At 71.3% G+C, this 11,816-nt stretch carries 11 protein-coding genes; 6 read left to right on the top strand and 5 right to left on the bottom strand.

All coding sequences use genetic code 11. The features are described 5' to 3' along the window. From AC07TY_RS09785 to AC07TY_RS09760, 6 genes are all read left to right on the top strand, one after another. A complete protein-coding gene (locus AC07TY_RS09785; protein ID WP_494785190.1) occupies window positions 1-1,113 on the top strand; it encodes a peptidoglycan-binding protein in 1,113 nt (370 codons plus the stop codon). 1 nt (window position 1,114) lies between these two features. Then, window positions 1,115-2,989: an ABC transporter ATP-binding protein/permease gene (locus AC07TY_RS09780; RefSeq protein WP_494785189.1), complete on the top strand. Its 1,875-nt coding sequence runs from the start codon at window positions 1,115-1,117 to the stop codon at window positions 2,987-2,989. A 93-nt stretch (window positions 2,990-3,082) separates the two neighbouring features. Further along, window positions 3,083-3,895: an isoprenyl transferase gene (locus AC07TY_RS09775; RefSeq protein ID WP_123506541.1), complete on the top strand. Its 813-nt coding sequence runs from the start codon at window positions 3,083-3,085 to the stop codon at window positions 3,893-3,895. Between the two features lie 25 nt (window positions 3,896-3,920). Next, entirely contained in the window at window positions 3,921-5,048 is a 1,128-nt protein-coding gene (locus AC07TY_RS09770) for an aminotransferase class V-fold PLP-dependent enzyme (RefSeq protein ID WP_494785188.1), read from the top strand. 264 nt (window positions 5,049-5,312) lie between these two features. Next, window positions 5,313-6,668, top strand: coding sequence for an RNA 5'-3' helicase PhoH2 (gene phoH2 / locus AC07TY_RS09765; RefSeq protein ID WP_494785434.1), 1,356 nt, complete (start codon window positions 5,313-5,315; stop codon window positions 6,666-6,668). A 150-nt stretch (window positions 6,669-6,818) separates the two neighbouring features. Next, window positions 6,819-7,331, top strand: a complete 513-nt coding sequence (locus AC07TY_RS09760) for an A24 family peptidase (RefSeq protein WP_488625705.1) — start codon at window positions 6,819-6,821, stop codon at window positions 7,329-7,331. 91 nt (window positions 7,332-7,422) lie between these two features. On the opposite strand, the gene AC07TY_RS09755 is transcribed toward AC07TY_RS09760, so the two are convergent. The 5 genes from AC07TY_RS09755 to xseA form a co-directional block, all read right to left on the bottom strand. Next, window positions 7,423-8,862 (bottom strand): class II fumarate hydratase, encoded by a 1,440-nt coding sequence (locus AC07TY_RS09755; protein WP_255410950.1) that lies wholly within the window; start codon window positions 8,860-8,862, stop codon window positions 7,423-7,425. A 46-nt stretch (window positions 8,863-8,908) separates the two neighbouring features. After that, complete coding sequence (locus AC07TY_RS09750; protein WP_488626771.1) at window positions 8,909-9,502, bottom strand: carbonic anhydrase; 594 nt, start codon at window positions 9,500-9,502, stop codon at window positions 8,909-8,911. A gap of 104 nt (window positions 9,503-9,606) precedes the next feature. Then, window positions 9,607-10,266 carry a DUF4245 domain-containing protein gene (locus AC07TY_RS09745; RefSeq protein WP_494785187.1) on the bottom strand — a complete coding sequence of 220 codons (660 nt, stop codon included), beginning with the start codon at window positions 10,264-10,266 and terminating at the stop codon, window positions 9,607-9,609. Then, the gene (locus tag AC07TY_RS09740; RefSeq protein ID WP_123506248.1) at window positions 10,263-10,502 is read right to left on the bottom strand and encodes an exodeoxyribonuclease VII small subunit; all 240 of its coding nucleotides are present in this window, start codon (window positions 10,500-10,502) and stop codon (window positions 10,263-10,265) included. The genes AC07TY_RS09745 and AC07TY_RS09740 overlap by 4 nt, the downstream gene beginning before the upstream one ends. A gap of 9 nt (window positions 10,503-10,511) precedes the next feature. Continuing rightward, complete coding sequence (gene xseA, locus AC07TY_RS09735) at window positions 10,512-11,768, bottom strand: exodeoxyribonuclease VII large subunit (protein ID WP_494785186.1); 1,257 nt, start codon at window positions 11,766-11,768, stop codon at window positions 10,512-10,514. Between the last annotated feature and the right edge of the window lie 48 nt (window positions 11,769-11,816).

Below are 11,816 nucleotides of genomic sequence, written 5' to 3'. Positions count from 1 at the left end.
GTGGGCGTCACCACCCTCGTGGCCGCCGCCGTCTTCGGCGGCGGCTGGGCGGCGGCATCCGCGGTGCAGTCGCCCGCCCAGCGGGAAGCGGCGGCATCGGCTCCGCCGAAGCAGCCTGTGACGGCCGCGGTCACGCGGGGCGACCTGGCCGACACGATCACGAGCGAGGCCACCGTCAGGCGCGCGGCGCGGGAGCGGCTCGCGCTGACAGCGGCGGAGGCGCCGGCCGTGGTGACGGGGACGCCAGTTCCTGCGGGCCAGGAGGTCGTCGCCGGGCACAGCCTGCTCGAGGTGAACGGTCGCCCGATCGTCGCGATGCCCGGAGCCTTCCGCTTCTACCGCGACCTCGAAGCCGGACGGAGCGGGCCCGACGTGCGGCAGCTGCAGCAGGGCCTCACCGCCGCGGGCTTCGCGGTGCTGGCCGACGGCGTCTTCGGCACGGGTACCGAGCGCGCTGCCCGCGATCTCTACCGTGCGATCGGATACCCGGCCCACGAGGTCGCCGACCCGGCCCCGGCGAAGGCCGACGCGGGTGCCAGCGACGCAGAGTCCTCACCGCCGACGACCCACATCGTCATCCCGCGTGCCGAGCTCATCGTCATGGCGACCGATCGCGCCCACCTCGTCACGGGGCCCGCGGTCGGGGCATCCGTCGACGACGAGACCGAGATCGTCGTCGAGCGCGGCGAGCTGATCGCGGTAGCGGAGGTCCCCTCGACCGTCGGCGTCCGGGTGCGGGACGGAATGACCGGCACGCTGACGGCGGCCGGGAAAGACGCCCCCGTGAAGGTCACCCGGGTCAATGACGGCGCGAAAGAGGGCGAGTCGACGATCGAGCTCGCCCCGACGGCGGCGGGTGCGACCATCTCCTCTGCGGCGGGCAGAGCGTTCCTGAGGCTCGACATCGAAGTCGTGCGCAGGAACTCCCTCCTCGTTCCCAGCACGGCCGTCGTGACGGGCGGCACCGCCGGCGACCACGTCCGCAAGCGCCTCGCCGACGGCGGCTTCGTGCGGGTGCCCGTCGACGAGGCCGGGCAGCCCGGCGGCCAGAGCGCTGTCGTGCCGACCACGAGGGGGATGCTGCAGACCGGCGACCTCGTGCGGGTGGACTGAGGTGGTCGATCTCGACCTGCACTCTGTGCGGCGGCGCTACGAGCCCGGCGGCCCGGAGGCGCTCGCCGGTGTCTCTGCCGTGATCCGCTCGGGAGAGTTCGTGGCGATCGAGGGGCCGTCGGGCGGAGGCAAGTCGACGCTCCTCAACACGCTCGGACTCCTCGACAGCCCCGACGCGGGAACGTACTCGATCGACGGCATCGATGCGATGTCGGCGTCGCCGGGGCGGCTGGCCGAGCTCCGGTCGGACACGTTCGCGTTCGTCTTCCAGAGCTTCCACCTTCTCGACCGGCGTCCCGTCGTCGACAGCGTGGAGCTCGGGCTGCTGTACCGAGCGGTCACGCCGTCCGAGCGCCGTAATGCGGCGCTTGCCGCACTCGCCGCCGTGGGGCTGTCCGCCTTCGCCGACAAGCGCGCTGCCGACCTCTCCGGCGGCGAGCGCCAGCGGGTGGCCATCGCACGCGCCCTCGCGACGAACGCTCCGGTGCTCGTCGCCGACGAGCCGACAGGCAATCTCGACAGCGCCAACAGCCAGCGGATCGTCGAGAGCCTGCGGTCGGTGCACGAGCGGGGCGCGACGGTGGTCCTGGTGACGCACTCGCCCGAGGTCGCGGCGGAGGCCGAGCGGCGGCTGACCATGAACGACGGCCAGCTGACCGAGCGCGGGGCCACCCCGCCGGGGCGCGACCTGCCGGAGGTGCCCGCGCCGGCGGGACGGGCTTCGCGCCTGCGGCTTCGCGACCTCCTCGCCGACGCCCGCGCGTCGGTGCTGTCGCGGGCCGGCCGCACGGCAGGCCTCGTCGCGGCCGTGGCCGTCGGCGTCGCGCTCGCCGTCGCGACGCTGGGCATCTCCGCCTCGGCCTCATCGCAGGTCGCCGACACGTTCGACGCCCACGCGAACCGCGCTGTGACAGCGTCGTGGGGTGACGGAGACCTGTCGCCCGCAGCGGACGTCGACGGAATGCCGGCTCGGCTCCGGGCGCTCGCCGGGGTGGATGCCGTCGGCATCGTCACGGACCACGGGGGTGTCGACGTCCAGGCATCGCCGCGGCGGCCGATGCTCCAGGCCGGCGGGTACAGCACGGAGGACGCCGGGCTGTCGGCCACGGATGCGTCGATACGGTGGGCCGACGGGCACCCGCGGGCTCTCGACAACGGCGAGGTGGTGATCGGCCGCAACCTCGCCGCGCAGCTCGAGCTGGCCGGCGTGGACGCGCGGCCGGCGATCACCGTGGCGGGACGACGAGCGATCGTCGTCGGCGTCCTGCGTTCGTCTTCCCGGATCCCGACACTCACCGGCTCCGTCCTGCTGCCGACCTCGGCGGGGCTTCCGGCTGAGTCGAGCCAGGTCTACGCGCTCGTGACCGTGCGGCCCGGTGCCGCTCAGCAGGTGGCGTCGCAGGTCTCGCTGGCGATCGATCCGTACACCCCGTCAGCGGTCGCGGTCGACGCGCCACCCGATCCATCGACGCTGCGGGCCGACATCCAGAGCGACGTCCGCTCGACGCTCCTGGCGTTCACGGGACTCGCGGTCCTCGCGTCGGTGGTCGGCCTCGGCAACTCGATGGTGCTGTCCGTGCTCGAGCGCCGGGCCGAGTTCGGTCTGCGTCGAGCCGTCGGGGCGCGTCCGGTGCACATCTCCGGGCTGGTGCTCGCGGAGTCGTCGATCATCGGCGCGATCGGCGGTCTCGCGGGCCTGGCGGTCGGCGTGGCCGGGATCCTGGGCATCACGATCGCACGGCAGTGGATCCCCGTCTTCGACCTCCGTCTCGCGCCGCTCGCCGTTCTCGGCGGGATGGCGATCGGGGCACTCGGAGGAGTGCTCGCGGCCGCTCGGGCGTCGCGGATTCTGCCGCACGAAGCCCTGCGGCAATAATGGCTGCGGTGCCGGCGCGGGGGTCCGCACGGACGACCCGGGTCCACCCGACGGCCGACGCCGACTCACTGGCGGGTGGGCTACCGTAGCTTCGTGACGACACGGCGACGAACCACGGGTGGCGACGCGGGCGAGAACCCGGTCGGCCGCGGGTTCGCCTACCGCCTCTACCAGCGTCGCATCCGGCGCGGCCTTGCGGGCCTGGAGCTGCCGCACCACGTCGCCATGATCGTCGACGGCAACCGGCGCTGGGCGAAGCAGCGGATGCTCGAGACGGCCGCGCACGGCCACCGGGCGGGTGCGGCGAAGATCCGCGAGTTCCTGACCTGGTGCGACGAGCTCGGCATCAAGGTCGTCACGCTGTACCTCCTGTCGGCCGACAACCTCACGAACCGCCACGACGCCGAGCTGGAGGCGCTGGTCGACATCATCTCGGAGCTGGCGCACGACCTTTCGCGCACCGGCGACTGGCGCGTGCAGCACGTCGGAGCCGTCGACGGGCTGCCCGGGTCGCTCGTCGACGCCCTCCACGATGCCGAGTCGCGCACTGCCGACCACACCGGCCTGCACGTCAACCTCGCCGTCGGCTACGGCGGCCGTCGCGAGATCGCCGACGCGATGCGCAGCATCGTGCGCGCTCACGGAGAGGGCGGCGGTACCATCGACGACCTCGCCGAGGTGCTCACCCCCGAGCTCATCGCCGACCACCTCTACACCGGCGGCCAGCCCGATCCCGACCTCGTGATCCGCACCTCGGGCGAGCAGCGCCTGAGCGACTTCATGCTGTGGCAGAGCGCCCACAGCGAGTTCTACTTCGTCGAGGCGTTCTATCCCGATCTGCGCGAGGTCGACTTCCTCCGAGCCGTGCGAGACTTCGCCAACCGCCATCGCAGGTACGGTAGTTAGGTTCAGTTTTCAGCAAGGAGCCCGATTGAGCAGCATCGACGACTACAGAGACGGCTTCTCTGAAGACCCCGGCTACCTCGACTTCGCCTCGTTCGGCCCCATGGGCCGCGCAGTGGTGGCGGAGCAGGCGGCCCTCGACGAGATCCACGTGCGCGCCCGCTACGGCGCGGCGAACGTCTTCGACGAGCAGGACATCCGGGTGCGCGAGGCGGTTCGCCGCGTCACCGGGTTCCCGACCGAGCGCATCGTGTTCCAGCCGAACACCTCGGTCGGCCTCTTCCACGCGATGTTCGGCCTGTCGGGCCAGGTGCTGTACTCGGCGCGCGAGTACCCGAGCATCCCGGTGGCCGCACAGCGCGCCGCTCAGGCGCTGCACGTGCTCGACCAGATCACGATGGAGCCCCCGGCGGGCGTCGTCACGCCGTCGGTCGTCCGCGACAACCTGACGCCGGCCACGACCGCCGTCGCGGTCAGCCTCGTCGACTACCGCACGGGCTACAAGGTCGATCTCGAGGGCATCCGCGACGTCATCGGCGACCGCCTGCTCATCGTCGACGCGATCCAGGGCTTCGGCGTCACCGAGGCGCCGTACGAGGTGGCCGACGTGGTCGTCGCCGGGGGCCAGAAGTGGGTCCGCGCCGGCTGGGGCACCGGCTTCCTCGGTCTCAGCGAGCGTGCCGCGACCGATCTCGTGCCTCTGATCAGCGGCGTGAGCGGCACGATCGTCCCGCTCGGCGGCTCGTACGACGAGGTGCCGCCGCCGCTCCAGGGCGCCGCGGCCTTCCAGGTGACCCGTTGCGACCCGATCGCGCAGGCTCGGTTCGCGACCGCACTCGAGGGCATCGCCGACGCCGGCGTCGGGCAGATCGCCGGCGCCATCGCCCTCACCGTCTCGGCAGTGATCGACATCGCCGACGAGTTCGCCATCCCGGTCGTCTCGTCGCGCGACGAGACCGAGCGCGCCGGCATCGTCGTCCTCCAGCCCGAGGCCGGTCACGTCACCGCCCTCACCGCCGCCCTCATCAACCACGGCGTCACCGCGACCGTGCGCGACGGGCTCGTGCGCCTCAGCGTGCACGTGTCCACCGGCGAAGAGACCCTCGGGGCCCTCCGCGGGGCGCTGACCTCGTACGGGTCGGCGATCCAGTACTGACGGGCGCAGGGCGGTGCTGATCGGCGCAGGAACGCCGGCCCTCGCGTCGGCGGGGCGCGAGTTCCTGCGCCCTGTGACGCCTGTGACGGGGGTTAATCTGCTCGTAACCCGGCGTCAGCGTGTCGCATTTGTGGGATGTCGGTGGGCTGACGTAGCTTCAACCCATCAGGTAAGGCACCTGATCGAGACGGCCACGTAAGTTCGTTTCGAAACTGCTCCACGGCCGTCTTGAGGGAAGGTACCGAGTGCCCACCGCACCCGGAGATGGAGTCGGTCGTGACCGCATACGACGTCGCAGAAACCCCCACCACCAGCGCCGAGGGGGTGAAGACCGGCCAGAAGACCTACGTTCTCGACACCTCGGTTCTGCTCAGCGATCCGCAGGCGATGTTCCGCTTCGCGGAGCAGTCGGTCGTGATCCCGGTCGTCGTCATCGGCGAACTGGAGAAGAAACGTCACGACCCCGAGCTCGGCTACTTCGCACGTCAAGCTCTCCGCCTGCTCGATGAGCTCCGCGTCAAGCACGACCGCCTCGATTTTCCGGTCGAGGTCGGCAAGGGCGGTTCGCTCCGCGTCGAGCTGAACCACTCGAACATGACCGTGCTGCCCTCGGGGCTCCGTCTCGACGACAACGACTCCCGGATCCTCGCCGTCGCGTCGAACCTGTCGAACGACGGACTCGAGGTCGTGGTCGTGTCGAAAGACCTCCCGCTGCGGGTCAAGGCGGCGTCGATCGGTCTCGCGGCCGAGGAGTACCGGGCCGAGCAGATCGTCGACTCCGGCTACACGGGGCTCGCCGAGGTCGACATCTCGAGTGAGCAGATGGCGAAGCTGTACGACGACGAGCACATCTCGACGCGTGCCGCGGAGCAGCCGGTCAACACGGGTCTCGTCATGCACTCCGATCGCGGTTCGGCCCTCGGCCGCGTGGTCTCGAAGGGGCACGTGCGCCTGGTGCGCGGCGACCGCGACGTCTTCGGCCTGCACGGTCGCTCGGCGGAGCAGCGCCTCGCGATCGACCTGCTCCTCGACCCCGAGGTGGGCATCGTCTCGCTCGGCGGCCGCGCCGGCACCGGCAAGTCGGCGCTCGCCCTCTGCGCGGGCCTGGAGGCCGTGCTCGAGAAGCAGCAGCACAAGAAGATCATGGTGTTCCGGCCGCTGTACGCGGTCGGCGGCCAGGACCTCGGCTTCCTGCCGGGCGACGCAGGCGAGAAGATGAACCCGTGGGCGCAGGCCGTCTTCGACACGCTCGGCGCGATCGTGTCTCAGAACGTTCTCGACGAGGTCGTCGAGCGGGGCATTCTCGAGGTGCTGCCGCTGACGCATATCCGCGGTCGCTCGCTGCACGACGCGTTCGTGATCGTCGACGAGGCCCAGTCGCTCGAGCGCAACGTGCTGCTCACGGTCCTGTCGCGCATCGGCCAGAACTCGCGAGTGGTGCTCACGCACGACGTCGCCCAGCGCGACAACCTGCGGGTCGGACGCCACGACGGAGTCGCCTCGGTCATCGAGACGCTCAAGGGGCACCCCCTGTTCGCCCACGTGACGTTGACGCGTTCGGAGCGGTCGGCGATCGCCGCGCTGGTCACCGAGCTGCTGGAGTCGAACGAGCTGGCCTAGTCGCCGTCGGGCGGCCTCGGGTCTCCTGCACAGTGCAGGGCTGTGCTCACACGAGCAGGACTGTGTGCACACAGGCAGGACCGGGGGCCGCTCTCCACAGATCGAGCCCGGGGTGACCGGGGGTGCATCGCCGGCTCCTACGGTCGACGCATGCATCCCCTCGTCGACGCCCTGGTCATCCTCGCCCTGCTCGGCGTGAGCGTCTCCCTGCCAGTGGCGGCGCTTCCGCTGGCCGTGTGGCTGGCCTTCACGACGCCGCTTCTGGTGCGGAGTGATGTCGCGTCGCTCCGCCTCCCCAACGCCGTGACGCATCCTGCTCTGGCAATCGCCCCGGTCGGCGGGGTGGTGGCCGTCGTCGCGGGCGCCTGGCCGCCGTCGGCCGCCGCCGTCGCGCTGGGCGTCGTGGTCGCCACAGCCGCCGTCGGCTGCCTGGCGGCCTCCCGCGGCGCCGTGGGGATGGGCGACGTCAAGCTGGCCACCGCCGTCGCCTGCGGGGCGCAGTCGGCGTGGCCGGGCGGGGCCGCCGTCGCGCTCGTCGGGTGCGGCGTCGCAGGTCTCGTCACCCTCGTCGTGTCCCGGCGCCGGCGCCCGGCGCCGCCCGTGGTGCCGTACGGCCCGGCCGTTCTCGCGGGCTTCTGGCTGGCCGCTGCCCTCGCACCGTGACGACGGAGTGCCCTGGAACGGCGGTTCCGGGGGCGCACGGGCAGCCCCAGTGGACGCCCATCGGTCGCGGCGCTTTCCGGGACGGCTCGGCTCAGCCCGGGTGGGTCATGCTGAGCACGTCGAGCGCCTTGTCGAGCTGCTCCTCGGTGACCTCGCCGCGTTCGACGAATCCGAGGTCGATGACGGCCTCGCGCACGGTCATCTTCGCGCTGACGGAGTGCTTGGCGATCTTCGCCGCCGCCTCGTAGCCGACGATGCGGTTGAGGGGCGTGACGATCGACGGCGAGGACTCGGCGAGGGCGCGGGCGTGCTCGACGTTGGCAATCAGCCCGTCGACAGCCTTGTCGGCGAGAGCGACGGTCGCGTTCGACAGCAGGCGGATCGATTCGAGCAGCGCGGTGCCCATGACAGGGATGGCGACGTTGAGCTCGAAGGCCCCTGAGGCGCCCGCCCAGGCGATGGTGGCGTCGTTGCCGATGACGCGGGCGCTCACCATGAGCACCGCCTCGGGGATGACGGGGTTGACCTTGCCGGGCATGATCGACGAGCCGGGCTGGAGGTCGGGGATGTGCAGCTCGCCGAGGCCGGTGTTGGGGCCGGAGCCCATCCAGCGGAGGTCGTTGTTGATCTTGGTCAGGCTCACGGCGAGCACGCGCAGGGCGCCGGACGCCTCGACGAGGCCGTCGCGGGCGCCCTGGGCCTCGAAGTGGTCGAGCGCCTCGGTGACGGGCAGGCCCGAGTCGGCCGCGAGGGCCGCGATGACGCGCTGCGGAAAGCCGATGGGCGTGTTGATGCCGGTGCCGGTGGCCGTGCCGCCGAGCGGCACCTCGGCGACGCGGGGGAGCGTCGCGGTGACGCGCTCGATGCCGAGGCGGATCTGGCGGGCGTAGCCGCCGAACTCCTGGCCCAGGGTGACAGGCGTGGCGTCCATCAGGTGGGTGCGACCCGACTTGACGACGCCCTTCCATTCGTCGGCCTTCTTCTCGAGGGCGAGGGCGAGGTGGTCGAGAGCGGGGACGAGGTCGTGCAGTAGGGCGCCCGTGACGGCCACGTGGACCGAGGTCGGGAAGACGTCGTTCGACGACTGCGACGCGTTGACGTGGTCGTTGGGGTGAACCGGCGAGCCGAGGATTCCGGAGGCCAGCGTGGCGAGCACCTCGTTCATGTTCATGTTCGACGAGGTGCCGCTGCCGGTCTGATAGACGTCGACAGGGAACTGGTCGTGATGCGAGCCGCCGATGATGAGGTCGGCCGCCTCGGCGATCGCCGCTGAGATGGGGCCCTCGAGGATCCCCATCTCGCCGTTGACGATCGCGGCCGCGCGCTTGATGCGCGCGAGGGCGACGATCTGCGCCGGCTCGAGCCCCGCACCCGAGATCGGGAAGTTCTCGACGGCGCGCTGCGTCTGGGCACTGTAGAGGGCGCTGGCCGGGACCCTCACCTCGCCCATCGTGTCGTGCTCGATGCGGAACTCGCCGGCGGCGCCGCTCGAGGTCGAGTCGGGCGTTGCGGTGGTCTCGGTGGTGGTCACGTCGCTGTGGTCCTTCCGTCAGGGGGTGTGGTGTGCGGGTCGGGCCTCAGAGATCGCCGACGACCGTGTGGAAGTCGACTCGGCCGTTGGCGAGGTCGTAGTTGGCTCCGACGACTGCCAATCTACCGCTGGCGACTGCGTCCGAGATCACAATCGAGCGCTCGAGGAGAGCGCCGACGGACGCCTCGATGTGCAGCCGGCCGACCTCCCGCGGATCGAGAGCGCCCGCGGCATCCGCGAGCTCGCGGTGCGCCCGCTTGACCGAGGGCACGATCATGTCGACGAGGCGCTGCAGGTAGAACGACTGCGACTCGGAGTTAGCATCGATCGACGCGATGGCGGCGGCCACGGCACCGCAGCTGTCGTGCCCGAGCACGACGATCAGCGGCACCTTCAGAGCGGTCACAGCGAACTCGAGCGAGCCGATCTCGTTGTCGCCGACGACCTGACCGGCGTTCCTCACCACGAAGAGGTCGCCGAGACCGCTGTCGAAGATGATCTCGGCGCCGAGGCGGCTGTCAGCGCACCCGAACACGGCCGCGATCGGCTTCTGACCGGAGGCCACCAGGGAGCGACGGTCGGCGTCCTGGTGCGGGTGCTCGGGGCGGCCCTCGACGAACCGCACGTTGCCGGCGGACATGGCCTTCCAGGCGGTGCCGGGGGTCGGGGTGGCTGTGGTGTCGGTCACGAGGGCTCTCCAGGGGTCGGGATCGGGAGGGTCGGGGGGCTCGGCTCGTCGGCTGCTCAGCCGGCCAGCTGCGCGGCGACGCGGGTGGCGAGAAGGTCGAACTGGGTGTCGCTGGCGGTGCCGGCGAGGACGACGGTCGAGTCGCCCTCGGTCGCGACCATCGCGTACGCGTTGTTGCCGGTGTTGTTCTCGGCGCGCTGGTCGTACACGGTCCAGGTCACGCCGCCGACGGTCTTCTCGGAGGTCTTGCGTGCCTCGTCGAGTTTGTTGCTGACCCACGTCGCATTCGCTTTGAAGCCCTGCGTCAGGCCGATGAACTGCGTGTCGGGGGTGAGGAAGCCGACGTACCAGGTGGCTACGCCGTCGGCGCCCGCGGGCGCGATCTCGGCGCGGTTCGACGTCCACTTCGAGGGCATCGCGGGTGCGGCGAGCTTCTCGGTCTGCTGGGGCTGCGCCTCGGAGGCCACCTTCTGGTAGTCGACGACCTGCAGGTGCGAGCCGTCGTCACGGGGCACAGCCAGAACGAGCAGGACGACGATGGCCACCGAGACGATGATCGCGATGGTCAGGTTGAAGGCGGTCTGGTTCTCGCGATGCGCACGCGAGCTCGCGGCCTTGCGGGCTGCCGTTTCGCCGGGGGTCTCGGGGCGGCCGAGCTCGGCGACCACGCGGGGCGCGCGCTGCTTGCCGAGAGGAGGGGGCGGGATGTCGCTCATTCGGCGACCGCACTCGAGCGCGCCTTCTCGAGGCGCTCCTTGGCGCCCTGCAGCCACTCTTCGCACCGGGCGGCGAGGGCCTCGCCGCGCTCCCAGAGGGCGAGCGACCGCTCGAGCGTCGAAGCGCCCTGCTCGAGCTCGTTGACGACGGTCACGAGCTCGTCGCGAGCCTGCTCGTAGGTGTACGAGGAGACGGCGGGGAGATCGGCGACATCGGAGACGGGGGAGGTTGCCACGGTGAAATCCTATCGAGCGGGGGTGGGAGCGCCATCCGAGGCGCCGTCGGTGCGAGGCCCTCGGCTGACGGTGTCGAGCGAGCCGGAGGCGAGGGTCAGCAGCAGGGGAGTGTCGGGCGGCGCCTCGGACGAGTCGCGGAGCACCGCGCCCGAGGGGAGCTGGGCGATCGAGTAGCCGCGCCGGAGCGTGGACTCGGGCGAGAGGGCGCGGAGCTGGGCGGCGAGCTCCGAGACCCGGACGCCGGCGCGCTCGATTGCGCGTCGCAGGAGCTCTTCGCTCCGGGCGACGTACCGGACCAGCTCGTCGGCGCGGATGTCGAGGAGAGTCTGCGGGCGGGCGAGCACGGGCCGGCTGCGGATCTGGCCTAGCCGGTCGATCTCTCCGTTGATCAGGTGCGTGAGGCGGCCGGCCATGCGCCCGCGGGCCTGCTGCACGCGCAGGAGCTCTTCTCCGACGTCCGGCACGACGCGCTTGGCCGCGTCGGTCGGCGTGGAGGCGCGGAGATCGGCGACCTCGTCGAGCAGCGGGCGGTCGGCCTCGTGGCCGATGGCGCTGACGATGGGCGTCGTCGCGGCGGCGGCCGCGCGAAGGAGCCCCTCGTCGCTGAAGCCGAGCAGGTTCTGGAAGTCGCCGCCGCCGCGGGCGACGATGATGACGTCGACCTCGGGGTCGGCGTCGAGCGCCTTCACCGCCGCGGTCACCTCGCTCGGCATGCGCTCGCCCTGGACGGCGGCGTGGATCGTCTTGAACCGCACCGAGGGCCAGCGCAGCTGGGCGTTGCGGAGCACGTCCTTCTCGGCGTCGCTGTCCTTGCCGGTGACGAGGCCGATGCACTGAGGGAGGAAGGGCAGTCGCCGCTTCCGAGCCGGATCGAACAGCCCCTCGGACGCGAGCTGCCGACGCAGGCGCTCGAGCCGCTCGAGCAGGTCGCCGAGACCGACGTGCCGCATGTCGAACACCTGCATGGTGAGCGATCCGCCCTTAACCCAGTAGTTGGGCTTGATGGCGGCGATGACCCGGTCGCCCTGCTTGAGGTCGTCGGGGATCTTGCCCCGCACGCTCGACCAGATCGAGAACGAGACCGTGGCGTCCTGCTCGAGGTCTTTGAGCTTGCCGTAGACGTTGCCGCCGGAGCTGTTCCACTGCGTGATCTCGCCCTCGACCCAGGCCGTGCCGAGGCGGTCGATCCAGTCGCGGACCTTGGCCGCCAGCAGCCCGACGGGCCAGGGCGCGTCGGCTGTGGGAGGCGGGGTGACGATCGTCAAAGAAGCTCCTCCTGGGCGCCAGCGTCGAGAGACTCTCAGGCCGGTCGG

This window comes from Frondihabitans sp. GW821-FHT04F02 (genome assembly GCF_059420045.1).
Note: the sequence above shows the minus strand (reverse complement) of the source record. Positions and strands in the feature narration are given on the sequence as shown.

What these genes read in the sequence shown, in the direction of transcription:
- phoH2 (WP_494785434.1), top strand. Translation starts at nt 5,313, where the DNA reads ATGGAGTCGGTCGTGACCGCATACGACGTCGCAGAAACCCCCACCACC.
- AC07TY_RS09745 (WP_494785187.1), bottom strand. Translation starts at nt 10,266, where the DNA reads ATGAGCGACATCCCGCCCCCTCCTCTCGGCAAGCAGCGCGCGCCCCGC.
- AC07TY_RS09760 (WP_488625705.1), top strand. Translation starts at nt 6,819, where the DNA reads ATGCATCCCCTCGTCGACGCCCTGGTCATCCTCGCCCTGCTCGGCGTG.
- AC07TY_RS09750 (WP_488626771.1), bottom strand. Translation starts at nt 9,502, where the DNA reads ATGTCCGCCGGCAACGTGCGGTTCGTCGAGGGCCGCCCCGAGCACCCG.